This window comes from Aeropyrum camini SY1 = JCM 12091 (assembly GCF_000591035.1).
GTDB lineage: Archaea > Thermoproteota > Thermoprotei_A > Sulfolobales > Acidilobaceae > Aeropyrum > Aeropyrum camini.
The window spans coordinates 1,386,650-1,405,306 of the sequence record NC_022521.1 but is presented as its reverse complement, the minus strand read 5'-3'; the positions used below and the strand labels follow the sequence as shown (position 1 = coordinate 1,405,306).

Below are 18,657 nucleotides of genomic sequence, written 5' to 3'. Positions count from 1 at the left end.
GTGAAGGTGGCGGCGAGAGGGAGTAGGCTCAGCCTCCTGCAGGTAGAGCAGGCCCTGGAAGAGCTCTCCAGGTACGCGGGAGTCTCGGTGCACTGGGAGGTGGTGAGGGTGAAGAGCACTGGCGACGTGTGGAGCGACAGGCCGCTGGAGTCAATTGGAGTCGTAGGGGTGTTCACGAGGGAGGTCGACAGGGCCGTGGCGTCTGGGGCTGCAGACATTGCCGTTCATAGCCTGAAGGACATGCCAACCAGCGGTTACGGTGGCCCTCTCAAAATAGTCTACATAGCCAGCAGGCCGTCCGCCAGAGATGCCCTCATATCACGACAAGGCCCTGGGAGGGTCGAGGACCTGGAGCCCGGTTCAACCATAGGCACATCCAGCGCGAGGAGGAGGGCTCTCTCCCTCCACTACAACCCGAGGATCAGGGTGGAGAACCTCAGGGGCAACCTAGACACGAGGCTGAAGAAGCTTAGGGAGGGCCTCTACGACGCCATACTTGCCTCGGAGGCGGGCCTCATAAGGCTAGGCGTCGACGTAGAGTACACGCCCCTAGACCCGAGCTACTTCCCCCCAGCGCCCGGCCAGGGGTTCGTGGCTGTCGTAGCCAGGGTTGGGAGCGAGGTCGAGAAGATGCTACGAGATTTGGACAAGCCCCCATGGTGGCATGTGGCCTGGGCTGAGAGGGGTGTGCTTGAGGGGGCGAGTGCTGGCTGTAGAACCCCTGTAGCCGCATATGCTGAGCCGCTGGGCGGGAGCATGGTTAGGGTGACCGCCGCCGCCCTCTCGCCAGACGGAGCCAGAGCCTACTGGGCTAGAGCCGAGGGGAGGATCGAGGAGGCTAGGAGAATCGGCGTCAGTCTTGGAGAGGAGCTGTCACGGGTTGTGGAGGGCTGGCATAAAACAGGAGGTGGCTCTTAATGATAGACAGGCTCGCCATGATAGGGGTAAACGTTAAGACCTCCTCCAGGGAGCACGTGGCCAGGCTTGAGAAAGAGTGGGAGAAACACCTAGACACTATAGGTTATGCATCGAGGGGCACCATCATAATAGCAACGTGCAACAGGTTCGAGGTCTATCTAGACAGCCCATCCCGGCTAGTGGAGGACCTCGCCTCCACCATAGCCTCCCCCGGTGGAGAAGGCCTGGTAAGGCTACAAGGTATCAATGCCGCCAGACACCTCTTCAGAGTGGCCTCGGGCCTCGAGTCTCAGATAATAGGTGATCACGAGGTCCTAGGACAGGTGCGCAGAGCCTGGCTTAAGTCTAGGGAGAAGGGGTTCACCACGCCTCTGCTCGACGAGGTGTTCCACAGGGCTCTCAAGACTGGGGCCAGGGTTAGAAGCGAGACGGGCATATCGTCGGGTGGAGTGGGGTACTCCAGCGCGGCGGTGTCTCTAGCAGCCAGCCTCCTAGGAGGTGGGCTTAACGGGGCGAGAGTTGGCATAGTGGGGGCGGGCATGGCTTCCGTAGGCATAGCCAGAGCATTGTGCACCAGGTGGAGACCGAGAGTTGTAGCGGTGTTTAACAGGACTCCCGAGAGGGCTTGGGAGGTCGCTGTCAAGTGCAGGGGCGTGGAATCCCTGGTACTACCGCTTGACGAGCTGGCGAAGCTTCTAAAAGAGTTAGACGCTCTCTTCGTCGCCATAGCAGGCTCTACCAATATTCTGGAGAGAGGGAGGATTGAGAGGAGCGTGAGCCCCAGAGTTATAGTAGACATCTCAAACCCGCCGGTTACCCCGAAGGTGGCGGGCAGGGTTTTCCATATGCCCGAGGTTGAGGAGGAGGCTAAGAGGATAATGGAGGAGAGGCTGCGTTGGCTCCCCACAGCCGAGGCGATAATAGAGGAGGAGCTGGAGGCCCTGCTGGATGCCCTCTCTAGGAGAAGGGCTAGAGAGTCTTCGAGATCCGTCATGAGGGCCCTCTCCATACTCGCCGAGAGGGAGTATGAAAGAACGCTTGCTAGCCTTAGGAACGGCGTCGACCCCCGCGAGGCCGTGGATCTCGCACTCAACTCCTACACAAAAAAAGTAGGGGGCGCGTTGAGAAGGCTTCTCGAAGAGGCAAGTAACAGGGGTAAACTGTCGCTGGAGGACATAGAGGCTATACTAGTCAGCGAGTTCGCTAGGATAGCCGAGAACTCCGGGTTTAAAACGGTAGCACCAGGTGAAGTGGGGTTATCTGTAAAGAGAGGCGGCTGCCAGCGCTAAACTCTGGGATAAGGCTTGGAAGGCTGCGGCGCCAGAGTCACCAGCAAGGGGGCAATACTACTAGGCTGCAGCTTTGCCGCCGACGCCTACCATAGAAGGCCCGTTAGGATAGTCACACATGCTCATGAAGACCACATGAAGGGGCTCTCACGGAGCGTGAGAGAGAGCCTTCTCATAATAGCCACCCCATACACCTTTAGGTTTCTCGAGGTACTGGGGAAGAGGGTGCCTCCCGAGAGGAGGGTCGAACTCCCCTACGGGGCCTCGCTGGATTTCGACGGTGAAAGGGTGACGCTAGTCAAGGCAAGGCATATAGCAGGCAGCGCCCAGGTCTTAGTGGAGACGGGCCACGGCAGGTTTGGCTACACGAGCGATTTCAAAATGCCCGGTACACCACCCCTCCAGGACCTCGACATCCTAGTAGTTGACGCCACGTATGGTAGCCCCAGACTCCAGAGGAGGTGGAGCGAGTGGGACGCCATAGCCGCTCTCATAGAGATAATAGACAGGTTCGTGGGGGAAGGGCCAGTGTGGATATACGGGTACAACGGTAAACTCCAGGAGGTCATGGCGCAGCTACGGCTAAGGGGCGTGGACTACCCTTTCGTGGCCGACGAGAAGACTTACAGGCTCTCCCTCATAGCCAGCGAGTTCTACGGGGTAGACCTAGGAGAGGTGGAGATCTACACCGGAGGCCCAATAGACTATTCGGCAGTAGTGTTCCTCCACATGACAAGGCTCAACAGTATCAGGAGATTTCCCGGGGTCCACGTCAGGCTGACTGGCTGGGAGATGAGAGCCCCCGCCGCGTGGTCGGGAGATAGGATGATAAACGTTTCCTTCAGCGACCATGCAACATTCAGGGAGATCATAGACTACATCAGGGAAGCCGGGCCGAAGAGGGTTATCGTGGACGCCTACAGGGGTAGCGACGCCTGGTTCACCGCGAAATATATCGAGAAGGTCTTGGGAATACGTTCTGAAGCTCAGCCCTAATGCATGAAGATCAGGGCTCATGGGGAGCCATGGCTCCTCTCCAGCCCTACATGTATGATCCGCTCATCTCTATGACGTACAGGATCCTGCCCTGTGAACGCCCGGTTCTGCTAGAGTTGTTTGCAGAGCATAAGGATGTAGTTACTGGCAGCAGTAATTTTAAAGGGAGTATGTATTTCCCGCGCATATACAAATATTAACGCATGTTAGCGCCATCTTACAGCGTAGCCGTTTAAAGGCTGCGGAGAACCAGATTTGAGGGGATCTCTTAAGCTGGTTGCACTACTTGGTGTCCTGGCAATAATCCTGCCCGCCCCTCTCTCAAGCCTTGTAACTGTAGGTAGTCCTGCCTCGCTATCGTTCGAGGACCCTACTGGAGATGTAAACTACTTTGCCACCGAGAACATATTAGACGCGAGTTCCGGGGACGTGAAGAGAGTATCTGTAAAGCTCGATCCCGACACAGGCGATTTTACGGTAGTGGTAGTAGCTGAAGGCTCTGTACCCGAGCCGGGTCCCGTGGAGGAGAGGGAGAACCTTTTCATATTTGTAACTCTTGACTTGACGATAGAGGCGTCTAAAGGTGAGGATGGATGGGCGAGTATCCAGGCCAGTGTAGCAGACATGTATATGCCGGGAGCTGGGAGGCAGACAATGGCGGCAGCCACGGTAGAATTTGAAGGTGGCTCATACACTTTCATGGCCAGCACGCCTGAGGCGTCCGATAATACCTACATCCTAAACTTCACTTTTGACACTACAATTACAAGTGGTATAGACGAGATTCTTTCAAACGCCGACACCCTAGACGTTTATGGTTTCTTCGCTATAGGCGTGTTTGACGCCACAATGAGCCCCGTCCAGACTATCGAAGACCAGCTGGACTTCAGCATAGGAGGTGGCGGTGAGAAGACCGGGACAACAACCTACACGGGGATACCCATCACCTATACCTACACAGAAACCGAGGAGCCAAGTGAGGACGAGCCCTTCTATTCACTCCTACAGACTAACAGCAACAGCGTGAGCGTGGAGATAACAAGGATAGAGGGCATAAAGATTGAGGCTATAACAACAGAGGACGGTATGGTGGAGATTAGCTATTCCGTTGAAGTGAGCGGGGTTTCAAGAGGAGCCCACCACGTGGGCCTGGCCATCGAGGTGTTCGTCTCAGGGGAGTTCGCGACCTCGCAGGCTGTGAATACGATGATCGGCCCCGACATATCAGCGCTATACGACGACAATCTCGCAGACGGGTATAGGCTAGAGATATCCTCCACCCTGCCCGGGGGCATTGGTTCGATAGAGGGAGTCATCTCGATGGAGCCCATTAATCCTGGGGACTGGAGTGAATGGATCTACACTATGAAGCTTACAAGGAAAGTCCCCTCCAACTCGCCCGATCTGAGCGCAGTTGAGAGGAGCCTCTTAAGAGGTGAGATATCAGAAGAGAATGTAGAGGCTAAGGTTGTGGCGATAGCTTTCGAAGACGCTTCCGAGGAGAAGTACGCTGTCGATATAGAAAGTGTGCCCGTTAAAATATCAGTGACGCTCGGGGGAGAAGCGCCATCGGACGGCGGAGGCGAGGCCACAGCAACAGAGACAGGACAGACGGGTATTACGGGGACAACAGAACCGAAGACGGAGGCTTCGACCCCTAGGCAAACAACCAAGACAGGGGGAGGCGGCGTAGAAATAACAACTACGGGCGGAGAAGAAGCCGGTGAAGAGGACGCATCTGGTGGCGGAGAGGAAGGAGGCTTCCCAATGACCCTCGCTATAGCAGCTGTAGCGGCTATCGTATTAGGCGGCATAGGCCTCTTCCTCCTCACGCGCAGATAAAGAGCCCGTGAAGATTTTTTACCGCTGGCTCGGCACCCACAAAAGCGCCAGTGTAGGCAGCAGGGTCTGTGCACTCAGATTCGCAGCCAGCCCGCCCAGCGATGATAAGGCCTAATCTATAAGGGTAGTCGCTTATACCTGTCTTTTGGGGCTGATACGAGTGTTGGCACTGATTCTAGCCGGAGGCTACGGTAAAAGGCTAAGGCCTCTCACAGAGCATAAGCCCAAGCCCCTGCTTGAGGTGGCTGGGAAGCCTGTCCTAGTCCACCAGATAGAGTGGCTCCGATACTACGGCGTTGAGGAGTTCGTCCTCCTCGTAGGCTACCTAAAGGAGAGGATTATAGAGGAGATGGGTTCGGGGGCTAAGTTCGGCGTTAAGATAACGTACGTGGTCGAGGACAAGCCGCTGGGCACCGCCGGGGCCCTCTGGAACGCTAGACACATAATTGAGAAGGAAAACCTCGTCCTAGTAGTCAACGGGGACATAGTCACCAACATAGACCCCGACCCCCTGGTCAGGCTTGTCAGGGAGAGGGAAGCTGTGGCCGGGATAGCTGCAGTACCCCTCAGGAGCCCCTACGGTATTCTAAAGCTCGACGACGGCAATGTCACAGGGTTCAGGGAGAAGCCCTTCATATACGACTACTGGATAAACGGGGGGCTCTACGCCGTCAGCAAGGAGATAGTGAAGTATCTCCCCCAGCAGGGCGACATTGAGAAGACAACATTCCCTCAGCTGGCCTCCGATGGAAAGCTAGTGGCGGCTAGGTATGAAATACCGCCTTTCTACTGGAGGAGCATAGACACTTTCAAGGATATAGAGGAGGCGTCTAAGGAGATCGAGGACATGGGTGGGCTCGTACCGCCCCAGAAGGGTTGAACACCTGGCTTCTGAACACTATTGTGTAGGCCGGGGCAGAAACTGCCGCCCATCCAAGAGCCCGCAGAATTACGGGCCGGTTTCGGCGGCAGGGCGGGCCCCCGGCCCGAGCCCCCTTCATGAGCCATAATTGTTTTATAGCCAGGCTTTAAGTCTTCAACACACCTAGTCTATAGTCCGGTGCCCGGTTGTTGCATGAGAATGCTAGACGCTTCGATGTTGATGCTCTCCTCAGCATAGCCAGGCTCTCCTCACCACGGCTCTCGAGCAAGGGCGACATAGCGTTTTCGGCCGTTATACCTGATTTGGGAGCCAATAAGAATCGGCCTGAGATAAGAGTTGTCTGGCGCGAAGGGGGCGAGTCCTACTACCAGGGCGAGGGCGACTCTATGCCCTCATGGAGCCCGGACGCCTCGAAGCTCGCATTCGCGAGCAGGAGGGGCTCGGGCAAGGGTGAGAAAGGGTCTGGCCTCTACATCGTTGGGAGAGGAGGCGAGCCCAGGAGGGTAGCATGGTTCACTCATGGGGTATCCGAGCTCGGATGGGCTAGTGCCACAAAGGTGTACGTTGTTGCTCCTGTGGCCGACGAGAAAACACGTGACAAGGATGGAGACTATGTGGCCACAGATAGACTCCCCCTATGGTTTGATGGTAGCGGTCTAGTAGCGGGGTTAGCCGACCAGATACACCTGGTTGACGCCGAGTCTGGGAGGACCTCGAGGCTCACCAGCGAGGATCTGGGTGTTCTTACCGCCGAGCCTTGCGGCAACAGCATCTATTACGTCACCCTGAGAAGATGGGTCGATCCCCTCGACACTGTGGTCAAGAGCGTACCCATTAGTGGTGGGGAGCCGGAGACGGTCCTCGAGGGCCTGACGGTCTCACAGCTGCGCTGCATAAATGGGAGGCTCTTTATGCTGGCGCATAAACGAGAGATAGGGCTTGCAAGCCACAGTAAGCTGTACCTCCTCGAGGATCGGGGCAAGACTTCCTGCCTAACATGCGGTATCCTGGATAGGAATATATGGTCTATAGCAGGGGGATTCGGAGGAGAGCCTGTGATAGTCTATGCAGACAGGGGCAGGAGCGTTATCGCCGCCGTGGAAGGGCGGGTTGAGGACCTAGTTAGGGGGGATATGATAGTTGTTCAGGCAGACTCCAATGGAGAGGAGGTTGTGTACATAGCCTCCTCACCAACGGAGCCCCCGGAGGTGTACAGGTTTAAGGGCGGGGATGTTGAGAGGGTGTCAAGCATTAACCGCTGGGTTGTCGAGGAGTTCAGACTGTACAAGCCCCGGAGAGTCGAAGTAGAGGCGGAGGGTGAAGTTGTCGAGGGCTGGTACATAGAGCCAGAGGGTGAGGAGAGTAAGCCCCTAATCCTATTCATACACGGAGGGCCAAAGGGCATGTACGGCTATGGATTCTACGGTGAGATGCAGCTCTTCGCGTCCGAGGGCTTCACAGTGGCCTACGCCAACCCCAGGGGTAGCGACGGGTATGAAGAGGAGTTCGCCGACATAAGGGGTAGGTATGGGGATACCGACTACAAGCAGCTAATGAAGTTCCTGGACGCTGTTGTAGAGAGTAGCCGTGTTGACGAGGGTAAGATGGCCGTGACTGGTATAAGCTACGGTGGTTACATGACAAACGTCATCGTAACGAAGACGAGCAGGTTCAGAGCAGCTGTGAGCGAGAATGGTATAGCCGACTGGATAGCGGACTTCTGGGCGGCAGACATAGGTTACTGGTTTGACCCCGACCAGATAGGCGGCACTCCCCTGGACAATCTCGAAGAGTACGTTAAGAGGAGCCCCGCATTCCACGCAAAGAACGTGAATACGCCAGTAATGATAATTCACAGTGTGGAGGATTACCGTTGCTTCATAGACCAGGCACTCGCAATGCACACAGCTCTAAAGGTCAACGGCAAGGAAAGCTTCCTGGTAGTGTTCACTAAGGGAAGCCACGGCCACAGTATACTCGCGTCGCCACGTCACAGGAGGAAGAGGCTCGAGCTCAAGCTCAAGTGGATAAAAGAAAGGCTTGGCCTCGCCAGCACAAGCGATAAGGGGGAAGCAGGTGTAGGAGGCAAAAATCATCGTTTATAGCCTATCTTCCTCAGAAACTCCTTCCTCTCCCTTATATCGTCTTCGCCCTCAACACCTAGAGGCTTAAACCCGTCCGCCACACCCAGGAGGGCTCTCTGATCCCCGAGGTCGGCAACAACAACCTTCACAGGGTTAGCTGTAGCCGCGTCTATCGATACCACTTCTTGAACGCTCTTTATGGCGTTAAGCACATTAATAGGCCACCCATTCCTAATGTACACCACAAAAACGTGGCCTGCTCCTATCTTCATACAAGCTTCGATAGCCTTCTTCCTGAGGTCCTCATCGTTTCCATCATGCCTGACAAGCCTCTTACCGGAGGCCTCGCAGAACGCTATGCCAAACTTCAGCGAGGGGCAGCTAGTCACGAGGGCCTCGTAAAGGTCCTCAACAGTCTTTATAAAATGGCTCCTACCTATTATGACGTTAGCACCCTCAGGAATCTCTATATCCACAACTTCGAGCTTTACACTCAATACATCCCACCCCCCATTATATCCATGTAGAAGTAACTGTCCATCCGGAAGTTTAAACAAACCAGCTGGACTCGGATACGACCGCACTCATCACACGTCTCAGGAAAGCCCGCCTATCCTCATCGCCCATCCAGGATACTTAGCGAGGGAAAGCTATTACATGCCTACCAGGGGAACACGTTACCGCTGAGTGGACGGCTTCAAACCTTATAGGTTCCAGAGATTGGTTTAGAATAGTGGTCCCGCCGTAGCTCAGCGGCAGAGCGCCCGGCTGTAGTGGGACACGGGCGGAGTAACCCGGTGTCTCCCCGCAGACACCGGGTGGTCCGGGGTTCGAATCCCCGCGGCGGGACCACTATGGTCCCCCGCCCCCGGACCACCTCCGGCTTAGCCTCTCCTCACCCCTCCCAACTGAGGAGATGCTGGGGTGGGAAATGTGGAGTATGGATAATGCTGCACCATAGTTAATAGGGTTGTTCATGTCTTGTGGCAGCAGGTTCTCAGCATTGAAAAGCTATCTATCTTTACCTTTACATTGATGCTAAGACTAGGGCTCCGAAGAGGTGCTCCCCCTCTCTTCGAAGAGCTTTTCAGCCATAGTCTCTATATGCTCCCTCATCTCCTCCACTAGCCCCAGCATCTCAGCCCTGGCTAGTGCTGTCTCAAGCATTTCGAGAGCGTGGTTGAGATGGAGCTTATCCACGCCCTCCCCTCTTAGGGCTAGCTCTATCCCGTAGCTAGCCTTGTAGAGCGGCGCCAGCACCCATGCCTTCTCATCGGGGGCTAGCTCTCCCCAGGTAGGTGTGCACTGGATCAGGAACGCAGCATTTATCATGGCCTTCGCTATCATCGCCTGCTTATACTCCTGCCCCAGCCCCCTCAGGTCCTCAGACGAGAGGAGGGCCTCGAGGCTGAGTATGGAAACAACAGCCTCCGGGTTGCTGCAATACTCCCTTCTCTTCTCGAGAAGAAGCTCCCTGAGGTCCTCGTCCATAGAGGATATCAGCTCTTCGAGCCTCCTCTCAGCATCTTCAAGACTCTCCTGCCAATAGATCTCCTCCAACACCTCCCTGAAGGCCTCTGATATCGGATCCACGTTACTGCTACTCATACCCCAAAATCACCGCCTCAAACCCGAGGTCCGCCGCATCGAGTGGGGAGCCTCCACACCGAATTAGTATGTGCCCGCCGATATAAGTCGGCGTCCCATTATAGCACAGGGTATTACATAGTTAAGGGGTTGTGTAGGGTGGGGATGCCAGCCTTTTACACCCGCTTCTCCTTAAATATGCATTCCCACCACTATCCCTGCTTGGCGTCCGCGGGGTTGAGATTATTGACGAGGTTGTAGACGGTCCCAGCGCGTTACGCTGTGTCGCCTGCGGATCCAACTATCCCTCCTCACCCTCCCTATTCACCTGCCCTAGGTGCGGGGGCCTGCTGGAGCCCGTATACTCCAGCGGCGGGACTCCGAGGGGTAGGGGTGTTTGGAGGTATAGAGACCTTCTGCCGAGGGCCCGCAGGATTGTCACTATGGGCGAGGGGTCAACCCCTCTCGTCAAGCTGGAAAACCTGTCGAGGATGTTGGGCGTTGAGGTATACGGGAAGCTCGAGTTCCTCAACCCAACAGGCAGCTTTAAAGACAGGGGTATGACGGTTGGCGTCAGCGTCGCCGCTTCTTTCGGCTACCGCATTGTAGCGGCGGCCAGCACTGGCAACACCGCGGCCAGTATGGCGGCGTACGCTAGGAGGGCTGGGGTCGAGCCAGTCATACTAATCCCAAAGGGGGGTATAGCGTCTGGCAAGCTCTCACAGATACAGGCCCTGGGGGCTTGGATACTGGAGGTTGAAGGCACCTTCGACGACTCCCTGGAGGCCGCTAGGACCGCTGCCGTGAAGGGCCTGGCATATTCCCTTAACAGTATAAACCCCTACAGGCTGGAGGGGCAGAAAACCATTGCGTTTGAGATTCTCGAGGACCTGGATAGTGTAGACTATGTAGTAGTGCCTGTGGGCAACGCGGGGAATATATCGGCCATTTGGAAGGGATTTAAGGAGGCAAGCCTCCTAGGCCTACCCAGCATTAAGCCCAGGATGGTGGGTGTACAGGCCGAGGGGGCGTCACCCCTGTATAAGGCCTGGGCTAGCAGGTCTGGAGCCGTAGAGAGAGTTAGGAACCCCAGCACAATAGCCTCAGCCATTAGGATTGGTAATCCTGTTAACGCGGCGAAGGCGCTTAGAGCCGTCGAAGAGTCTGGAGGGTTGATGGCTTCGGTTAGTGACGGCGAGATTCTAAAGTCATTGAGAATTCTAGCCGAGCATGAGGGGATGCTGGTGGAGCCCGCGAGCGCGACAAGCCTCGCAGGCCTTATAAGGCTGCGAAGCGAAGGCGTTATACGCGATGGACGTAGAGTAGTGCTAATACTAACCGGTCACGGCCTGAAAGACCCCAAGGCGCTAGAGTTCATAGCCAAGGGTGCGGGCTTTAGGAGGACATCAGCGAACACAACGGAGGAGGCTCTACTCAAGCTGGAAGAGATTGCAGCCCACAGCGTATAGCCCCCCTGCCCGTCTAGACCCTCGGGTCTCAGACTACTACAGACTTCCCATTCCCCATACCCAATATATCTCCATTTAAAATGCCTCGCTGTGACAGGCTAGGTATGGTGCGGGAGTTATGGCTAAAGCTGTAGATCCAGTATGCGGGATGGAGGTGGAAACATCCACAGCCACGTATAAAACCGTTTATAAGGGGAAGATATACTACTTCTGTAGCCCCCAGTGCAAGACAGCCTTCGAAAAGAACCCTGAATACTACTTAACCCACGGTCCCCAGGGCATGCCGGGCCATGAGCATCATGGGCACCATCACGAGCACCACGGCCACGGGCACAGCTGCTAATGTTAACCCCCCATACCCCTCTTTCTAAGCTCCTCCTCTCTAAGCACCCTCCTCAGTATCTTGCCGACACCGCTCTTCGGGAGATCGTCCCTTATTTCAACCTCCTTAGGCACCTTGTATGGGGCTAGGTTCTGCCTGGCGAACTCTATGATGTCCTCCGGCTTAACCTTCCCCTTACACTCTTCCCTCAGAGATACGAAAGCCTTAGGCACCTCGTTATACTCCGGGTGGGGGACGCCTATAACTGCGGCTTCCCTGACGCACTCGTGCCTGTAGAGAACCTCCTCTATCTCCCTCGGGAAGACGCTGTAGCCTTTGTACTTTATTATGTCCTTCTTCCTATCCACAATGTAGAAGTAGCCGTCCTCATCCATGCGGGCCATGTCCCCTGTGCGCAGCCACGTGAGCCCGCAGCAGTCGAAGAACACTTTCTCGTTCTCCTCAGGCCTGTTGTAGTAGCCCTTCATAACCTGAGGGCCAGACACGACCAGCTCCCCCACCTCTCCAGGTTCTAATAGTTCGGGGGCTTCGGGATCAGCTATCGCTGCCACCGTGGAGGGCACCGGGAGGCCTATGCTGCCGTAGCGTGCCTCGCCTAATATGGGGTTGACATGGGTCACAGGGCTCGTCTCAGTGAGGCCGTATCCCTCTCTAAGCTTTGCTCCGGTAAGCTCCATAAACCTCTCGGCAACAGCCTTCGGCAGGGGCTCCGCACCGCTTATACATACCTCCAGGCTTCGAAGGTTGAACTTCTCAACCTGGGGGTGGTTTATTATCATCCTGTAGAGCGTGGGTACCCCGTGGAAAACCGTGGCCCTATACCTCTCGATATCCCTCATGATCTCATCGATATTCGGCCTTGCATAGACTATTATGGTTGCCGCTTTATGGACTCCGCTGTTCAGGACAGCGGTTAGACCGTAGATGTGGAACCATGGTAGTGCCCCCACGAAAACATCCTCCCCCCTCACTCCCCTCTTGAACCACGCATCAATCTGGAGGACGTTGGCCAGCAAGTTCCTATGGGTCAGCATAGCCCCTTTCGGGGTGCCAGTGGTTCCGCCAGTGTACATTAGAGCAGCCACATCCTCCCGCGGGTTTATATCGGGCTTGGAATCGATCGGCTCGTGCTTGAGAGCGTCCATAAACCTCTTATGAATGCCGCCTCTGGGCGGGCTAGGCGGTCTCCTAAACAGCTTGTACAGCACCGCCTTAAGCCCCGGAAGATAATCTTGTATGCCGGTCCATAGCACCTCCTCAACACTGCTTGGCAAGCCTGCGACAACTTTCTCCTTAAACATATCTATAGCCACAAGAACCCTGGCCTTATTGTCGGAGAGCTGGTGGTGTATCTCCCGGGGGCTGTAGAGAACGTTCATCGGGCTCACAGTCGCCCCCGCCATAAGGGCTCCGTAGAAGGCTATGGCGAACTGGGGTGAGTTGGGGAGGAAGAGGCCGACTACATCTCCTTTACCCACCCCTCGAGAGCGGAGATAGCCTGCGAACCTGCGGGCCGAGTCGAATAGCTCCCTGTAGGTAACCCTCCTACCGTAGAATATGAGTGCGGCCCTATTCGGGAACTTGGATGCGGTTTCTTCAAGAATCCAGTAAAGGGGCTTATCTGGGACCTCGATATCAGCCGGGACACCCTCATCATATTTTTTAAGCCAGGGGCGTGATAGATAGGCCTCCGCCGCCTTTGACTTGGCTTCCTCCAACTAACACACCTATAAACAACTATTGTATCCCACAGCGTTTTTTTATGTAATAATATAGGTGGAGCTGGGGCGCGCGTTCGATAGGAGGGGTTGCAGAGGTTTGGATAAAAGCATTATACTCCACATATCAGATATTCACTGTAGCCTTGGGAGGCTTAGGGATATACTAGCTTCGCTCCCTATAAAGCCCCTGATCTTGGCGGCTACAGGAGATTTCGAGTGCGAGAAGGCGGCTGTAGCGGTTCTTGAGTGGTCGAAGAGGGAGTGCGTCACTCTTCTAGCAGTAACTGGAAACCTTGACCATGCCGGGGTCAGGAGGGTTCTACACAGCTCGGGCGTACTTATCGATGGGAGGCTTGTTAGGGTGGGTGGGCTTGTGTTCGCCGGGGTGGGGGGCATGGATCCAAGGACAAGTAGGGAGATGCTCCTTCGCTCCATAGAGTCCAGCAGGTTACCCATAGACGTACTATTAACCCATCATCCCCCCCATGGCATCCTCGACACTACCTTCGCGGGTGTCAGGGCCGGTCTACACGACCTCAAAACCCTGGTGGATATGCATAAGCCCAGAGCCCACCTGTTCGGGCATATACACGAATCCCCGGGTATTGAGGTCGTTGGAGACACAGTCTTCGTGAACCCAGGGCCGGCGTATGAGGGGAGGTACGCTCTAGTTAAGATATTCAACGGCTTTGTGGAGGCGGAGCTGCACACAGCATAATACACCCTAAACCGCCTAGGAGCATTAGGATGCAGTGCAGCCCGGGGGGACGGTAGAGTGGTAACGGGGCCTGGGGACGTGGAGGAGAGGGCACTGCAATACATCAGGAACGCCAGGAGCGCCATAGAGAGGCTTAAATCCAGGCTTGGAGAAGACAAGAGTAGTACAGCCCCTCTGGACATAGGAAACCTTCTCGACGCAGCCGAAAGGTACGTGGGGGATGCGGAATACTACGCTTCAAAAGGGGACTACGCCACAGCCCTTTCGGCCGCCAGCTACGCGGAGGGCTTGATAGACGCCCTGAAGTACCTGGGTGTGGAGGAGCCCGAGTGGCCTGACAAAGCTCCTGAAGAGATACGCGTCTTCGTGGGAGGCACCTTCGAGGTGCTACATCCCGGCCATATAGAGCTCCTGAAGTACGCCAGCAGCCTGGGTAAGCTGCATGTAGTCATTGCACGTGACTCGACTGTGGAGAGGTTAAAGGGGAGAAAGCCTATACTAAGCGAGTCGTCTAGGCTGAAGGTAGTTTCCGCGGTTAGATACGTATACAACGCGTTCCTTGGAAGCGAAAAAGACTTCCTCGACTCGGTGGAAAAGGTTAAGCCCCACATCATAGTTCTAGGGCCCGACCAGGGGTTCGATGAAGAGCAGCTGGCTTCAATGGTGGAATCTAGGCTCGGCTATAGGCCGGTGGTGAAACGGTTTAACGAGAAAATCGAGTTTGAGGAGGGGCTCAGAGGAGTGCGGGATATATACCGCAAGGTCTGCTCAAAACTCTGCAATGATAAATAGTGAATCCGGGTCCGCATAGATAATCCATCTCTTGCAATAACGACGATGAATTTATTGAATTCCCTATATTTGCCTCGGCAAACAACCGGTTGATATATCTCAGGGGTTAAGTGGGGTTGAAGACAGCTCTATACCCAGCAGCATTGCTAGCCATTATCCTCGTGGCTTCCGTAACACCCGCCCTAGCCGCCGGGTCAGACCAGGAGATGGGTGGCTCGCAGGTTTCCTGCGAATCAATGATAGTCGCCGTGTCTAGCTCGGGTGAGGGCGTCACTGGGAGGCTCGTAGTCACCGTAAGATCCCCTGGAGAGGGGAGGGTTTTCATCTCAACAAGCCCGGCCAGCCAGCTGGACACTCTTGGCAGCGCCAGGGTAGCTGCTTTCGCGGCAAGCCTCGCGGCTGGTGTGGACATGTCAAGGCTGGACTACTACTATGTAATAGAGTCTAGCAGCATAGTTGTCGGAGGGCCGAGCGCCGGTCTGGCAATGGCCCTCGCAACATACTCCCTCCTAACAACAGGGTCATGCCCAGAGGGTTATGCGGCGACCGGCATGATACTGCCCGACACGAGCGTGGGTCCTGTTGGGGGTTTGAAGGAGAAGCTTGAGGCGGCCGCCTCTGCTGGGGCAAAGATTTTCCTCATACCCCACGGCCAGGAGAAGTATACATACATAGCAAGGAAAGTCGAAAGGTCAGGGCCAATAGTTAGAATAGTCTCCACCCCCGTGTCGATAGACCTAGTAGAGTATGGCAAGAGCCTGGGCGTAGAGGTTGTGGGGGTAAGCACGCTGGTAGAAGCCGCCAAGGTCCTCGGACTGCCCACTCCAGAGCCGAAAGCCTACCCCCAACCGTCTCAACAGATCCTCACCATGCTAGACCAGTACACCGTGGATACGGTCCAGCTGGCTAGGGACCTGGTTAACGGAATGGACGGGACGCTGGTCCAGAGGGTGCTGGAACTGTCGGACCAGGCCTTAGACCTCGTTGACGAGGGATTCTACTACGCTGCAGCGGTGGAGGCGACTCTAGCCTTCTCTTACGCCAAAGCCGCTGTGGAGGTTAGTGAGACCGCCAACGGAGACTTCGACGTCACCAGCCTTGTAGAAGAGTCGCAGAACAGCATCTCAACTGTTATGGAGAGGCTGGAGGGAATCAGTGGAGTGACAGATGTGAGCCTCGATGCGGCTCTCAAAGCCTACGGAATCCTTGGCGAGGCCGCCTACGAGTACTCAACAGGCCTGGATATGCTGGTGGAGAAGGATGGAAGGTACCTCATCCCTGTGAGCATCCTGGGAGGCGCAAACTATGAGGGCGTTATAAGGATAGCATCCGCCCTATCGCTGGCAAGATGGGCGGAACTCTGGGCCAGCATTGCCGAACCCTCCCAGGGAGGGGTTGCTCTCGATGAGAGTGCCTTAGAGAAGCTAGCTCGGGTTGTGGAGTCGCAGGCAGTAACTACAACAGCATACGTGATACAGATTGGTAATGAAACTGGTAAGCGCGGCTACGAGAGGTCAGAGTACCTTGTCAGCCTAGCCCTCTCCACCAAGGACAACCCTCTCGAGACCGCAGGCTATTCTGTTGAGGCTATCGCCGCAGCCTCCTCATACCTCCACGATGCATTCACCCTGGAGCCTGAGTCAGCGGCGGAGGGCATAGCAGGGCTAGCCAGCTACATCGCTTCCCAGCTCCCGATGCAGTCTGCACAATACCCAAAAGCGGCGTTAGCCTCGATCGACGCGATGGAGGGCATAGAGAAGCTGCTGACATCCAGCAAGGCACTACTCTACCTCGGCTCCGTAGCTCTAGCGCTAGGTGCGGAGAAGGCGCAGATACCTGAGAGCATACATGCCTCAACGGAAGCCGCAGAGACGGTGACTGTTACACAACAATCAACATTGACGGTTACAAAAACTGTGGAGAAGGAGATCCCCGTGGAGAGTAACGCTGGAGCATATTCTATAGCAATACTACTAGCGGCCGTGCTTTCCCTGCTGCTAGGAGCGGCTATCTCGAGATTATTTAGATGACTGTAAATATAATATAAAAGTTTAGAGGTAATGGGTTATAGGCTGGATAGTAAGGCTCTAGTGGGCGTGGGGTCTAGCCTCCTCGTAGAGCAGCTTGGGAGGCTTCTCAGCCGCTCTTCTAAGATATCTCCTAGCCTCCTCCACATCCTCTCTGCTGGCTGGCGTGTCCCAGCAGAACCACCAGTCTAGGCAGCGGTACTGGCCTGACTCCAGCCTGGCCCTAGCCTGGTCCTCTGTAGTCGGCGGCGGCACTATGAGTCCCTCGCCTATTATCTCGTTGTTGGGCCAGTCGGCAGGTACAGCCCTCTTTAAGCTGTCACCAAGCTTCAGAGCCTTCACTATCCTTAGTATCTCGTCAACTAGCCTGCCGAGCTCCATGGGGTAGTATAGTATAGTTCTGATCACGCCTCTACCATCGACTACGAAAACACCTCTAACCGTATGGGTAGCGCTCTCAGCGTGAAGCAGGCCTAGTCTCCTAGCAACAGTGCCCTGTGGATCTGCTATAATCGGGAACGGTATCCTGACGCCTATGTGCCTCTCTATCCACTCCTTCCACTTTATATGGCTGAACACGCTGTCAACGCTAAGACCTATAAGGTCCACACCGAGCCTCTGGAAGTCCTCGTACCTCCTTGCAAAGCTAACGAACTCAGTGGTGCAAACCGGCGTGAAGTCTGCTGGATGGCTGAACAGTACAAACCACTTACCCTGGCTAACATAGTGGTCGGGTAGCTTGATAACGCCGTGATCGGTCACGACCTCAATCTCGGGGAATCTCTCTCCGATCAGGGGTATGCTCCCAGGCATACCCCCTCCCCTCGCATCTATCTCACTATCATCCAGTATTTTATTTATTACTAATAATTACCGGAAGACCATAAACTCTAACACATATCCATATTTTGAAAAATCAAAACAGGCTAAATGAAACCCATATATCCACGAAAGCATAATAAACGGTCCACTAGCCGTTGTACTCTACCCGTCCACACCACCCTAGTAGAAGGGAGGAAGGGAGTTTGAGGGAAGGCTAGATTCGCCCCCTTCATACTTAGAGTTAGAGGAGCCTACTACCTCCCCTCTTTATCTTGGCAAGTAACTGTATAGCTGTGGCTTTACATGCTTAAGGACTGGGAGCGAGTTGCGGGCCTTGGCCACTTCACTAAGGTCTATTTCCTGCTCGAGCACCCATTCCCACGGGGGGGCTTGGGCTAGGGTGTAGCCAAAGGGATGAACGATCATGCTACGCCCCACGAAGTTTGGCCCCGCGTTGGATGCTACAGCAACGTATGAGGTGTTCTCGTGTGCCCTAGCCCTGGATAGAACGCTGAGCGCTTCCTCCTTGCCAGGCCCTTTATACCATGCAGCAGGGACTAGGAAGAGGTCTACTCCACCGTTTAGAGCCTGGGCTCTGAATACCTCGGGAAAGCGCAGCTCATAGCAAATCGCAACCCCTATCCTGGCTCCACAGGCCTCCAGAGGCCTCCAAAGCCTGTCACCGGGCTCTGTAAAGCTACTCTCCTTATAGCCATAAGCGTCGAAAAGATGCGTCTTACGGTACACACCCATTATCCCCCCGTCCTTACCGTAGAGCACAGCAGCGTTCGCAACTCTCCCGGAGGAGGTCCTCAGAAACATGTGACCTAGCACACAGGCGCCAAGCCTCTCAGCCATCCTGGAGAGCTCCTGGGACCACTGGCCCTCCAGGTCCTCGGCAGCCCTATAAACAACATCCCTAGCCAGGCCCGTAGGATCGAACATGAGGTACTCAGGAGTAACCACTATGTCAGGCGAACTCCTTATCTCGGATGAGAGCCTCCTAAGAGACTTCAAGTTAGCCTCCTTATCATGAGTTGAGGCCGATTGAAGCACGACTAGATCAAGACGAGCCATGACCATAAACCCCCAAACCCAGCTGAAAATAGTCTGTCAAAACGATTCTTAAACCCCCCGCTATCCGTCAGAAGCGGAGTAGAGTGCCA

Annotated in this window: 16 protein-coding genes and 1 tRNA gene; 12 read left to right on the top strand and 5 right to left on the bottom strand. The window is 55.3% G+C overall.

The window, feature by feature from the left end; translation table 11 throughout:
* The 6 genes from hemC to ACAM_RS07290 all read left to right on the top strand — a co-directional run bounded on the left by hemC (position 1) and on the right by ACAM_RS07290 (position 8,033).
* Positions 1 to 918, top strand: coding sequence for a hydroxymethylbilane synthase (gene hemC / locus ACAM_RS07315; RefSeq protein WP_232502344.1), 918 nt, complete (start codon positions 1 to 3; stop codon positions 916 to 918).
* Entirely contained in the window at positions 918 to 2,207 is a 1,290-nt protein-coding gene (locus tag ACAM_RS07310) for a glutamyl-tRNA reductase (protein WP_022542176.1), read from the top strand. Before hemC ends, ACAM_RS07310 begins: the two co-directional genes overlap by 1 nt.
* A gap of 15 nt (positions 2,208 to 2,222) precedes the next feature.
* The gene (locus ACAM_RS07305) at positions 2,223 to 3,203 is read left to right on the top strand and encodes an MBL fold metallo-hydrolase (RefSeq protein ID WP_022542175.1); all 981 of its coding nucleotides are present in this window, start codon (positions 2,223 to 2,225) and stop codon (positions 3,201 to 3,203) included.
* Between the two features lie 255 nt (positions 3,204 to 3,458).
* On the top strand, positions 3,459 to 5,045 hold the full coding sequence (locus ACAM_RS07300; protein WP_022542173.1) for a hypothetical protein: 1,587 nt from the start codon (positions 3,459 to 3,461) through the stop codon (positions 5,043 to 5,045).
* Positions 5,046 to 5,205: 160 nt separating this feature from the next.
* Positions 5,206 to 5,925, top strand: coding sequence for a nucleotidyltransferase family protein (locus ACAM_RS07295; RefSeq protein WP_062661742.1), 720 nt, complete (start codon positions 5,206 to 5,208; stop codon positions 5,923 to 5,925).
* A gap of 191 nt (positions 5,926 to 6,116) precedes the next feature.
* Complete coding sequence (locus tag ACAM_RS07290; protein ID WP_022542171.1) at positions 6,117 to 8,033, top strand: S9 family peptidase; 1,917 nt, start codon at positions 6,117 to 6,119, stop codon at positions 8,031 to 8,033.
* On the opposite strand, the gene ACAM_RS07285 is transcribed toward ACAM_RS07290, so the two are convergent.
* Positions 8,021 to 8,509: an adenosine-specific kinase gene (locus ACAM_RS07285; protein ID WP_022542170.1), complete on the bottom strand. Its 489-nt coding sequence runs from the start codon at positions 8,507 to 8,509 to the stop codon at positions 8,021 to 8,023. The two genes, ACAM_RS07290 and ACAM_RS07285, sit on opposite strands and share 13 nt — an antisense overlap.
* Positions 8,510 to 8,750: 241 nt before the next feature.
* Between ACAM_RS07285 and ACAM_RS07280 the strand changes: the two genes are divergently transcribed.
* Positions 8,751 to 8,864, top strand: a tRNA-Tyr gene (locus tag ACAM_RS07280).
* Positions 8,865 to 9,056: 192 nt separating this feature from the next.
* Here ACAM_RS07280 and ACAM_RS07275 read toward each other — a convergent pair.
* Positions 9,057 to 9,620, bottom strand: coding sequence for a hypothetical protein (locus ACAM_RS07275; protein WP_022542169.1), 564 nt, complete (start codon positions 9,618 to 9,620; stop codon positions 9,057 to 9,059).
* 197 nt (positions 9,621 to 9,817) lie between these two features.
* Between ACAM_RS07275 and thrC the strand changes: the two genes are divergently transcribed.
* Complete coding sequence (gene thrC / locus ACAM_RS07270) at positions 9,818 to 11,068, top strand: threonine synthase (RefSeq protein ID WP_338029097.1); 1,251 nt, start codon at positions 9,818 to 9,820, stop codon at positions 11,066 to 11,068.
* 118 nt (positions 11,069 to 11,186) lie between these two features.
* Positions 11,187 to 11,411: a YHS domain-containing protein gene (locus ACAM_RS07265; RefSeq protein WP_062661750.1), complete on the top strand. Its 225-nt coding sequence runs from the start codon at positions 11,187 to 11,189 to the stop codon at positions 11,409 to 11,411.
* A gap of 2 nt (positions 11,412 to 11,413) precedes the next feature.
* Here the strand turns inward: ACAM_RS07265 and ACAM_RS07260 are convergent, their stop codons facing one another.
* Positions 11,414 to 13,129 carry a long-chain-fatty-acid--CoA ligase gene (locus ACAM_RS07260; protein ID WP_022542167.1) on the bottom strand — a complete coding sequence of 572 codons (1,716 nt, stop codon included), beginning with the start codon at positions 13,127 to 13,129 and terminating at the stop codon, positions 11,414 to 11,416.
* 100 nt (positions 13,130 to 13,229) lie between these two features.
* Between ACAM_RS07260 and ACAM_RS07255 the strand changes: the two genes are divergently transcribed.
* From ACAM_RS07255 to ACAM_RS07245, 3 genes are all read left to right on the top strand, one after another.
* Complete coding sequence (locus tag ACAM_RS07255) at positions 13,230 to 13,850, top strand: metallophosphoesterase family protein (RefSeq protein ID WP_022542166.1); 621 nt, start codon at positions 13,230 to 13,232, stop codon at positions 13,848 to 13,850.
* Positions 13,851 to 13,907: 57 nt separating this feature from the next.
* Positions 13,908 to 14,642 (top strand): DUF357 domain-containing protein, encoded by a 735-nt coding sequence (locus tag ACAM_RS07250; RefSeq protein WP_022542165.1) that lies wholly within the window; start codon positions 13,908 to 13,910, stop codon positions 14,640 to 14,642.
* Positions 14,643 to 14,758: 116 nt separating this feature from the next.
* Complete coding sequence (locus tag ACAM_RS07245; RefSeq protein WP_022542164.1) at positions 14,759 to 16,672, top strand: S16 family serine protease; 1,914 nt, start codon at positions 14,759 to 14,761, stop codon at positions 16,670 to 16,672.
* 57 nt (positions 16,673 to 16,729) lie between these two features.
* Here the strand turns inward: ACAM_RS07245 and ACAM_RS07240 are convergent, their stop codons facing one another.
* Both ACAM_RS07240 and ACAM_RS07235 read right to left on the bottom strand, forming a co-directional pair.
* Entirely contained in the window at positions 16,730 to 17,482 is a 753-nt protein-coding gene (locus ACAM_RS07240; RefSeq protein ID WP_022542163.1) for a peroxiredoxin, read from the bottom strand.
* A 276-nt stretch (positions 17,483 to 17,758) separates the two neighbouring features.
* Complete coding sequence (locus ACAM_RS07235; protein WP_158318600.1) at positions 17,759 to 18,568, bottom strand: carbon-nitrogen hydrolase family protein; 810 nt, start codon at positions 18,566 to 18,568, stop codon at positions 17,759 to 17,761.
* Positions 18,569 to 18,657 lie beyond the last annotated feature (89 nt).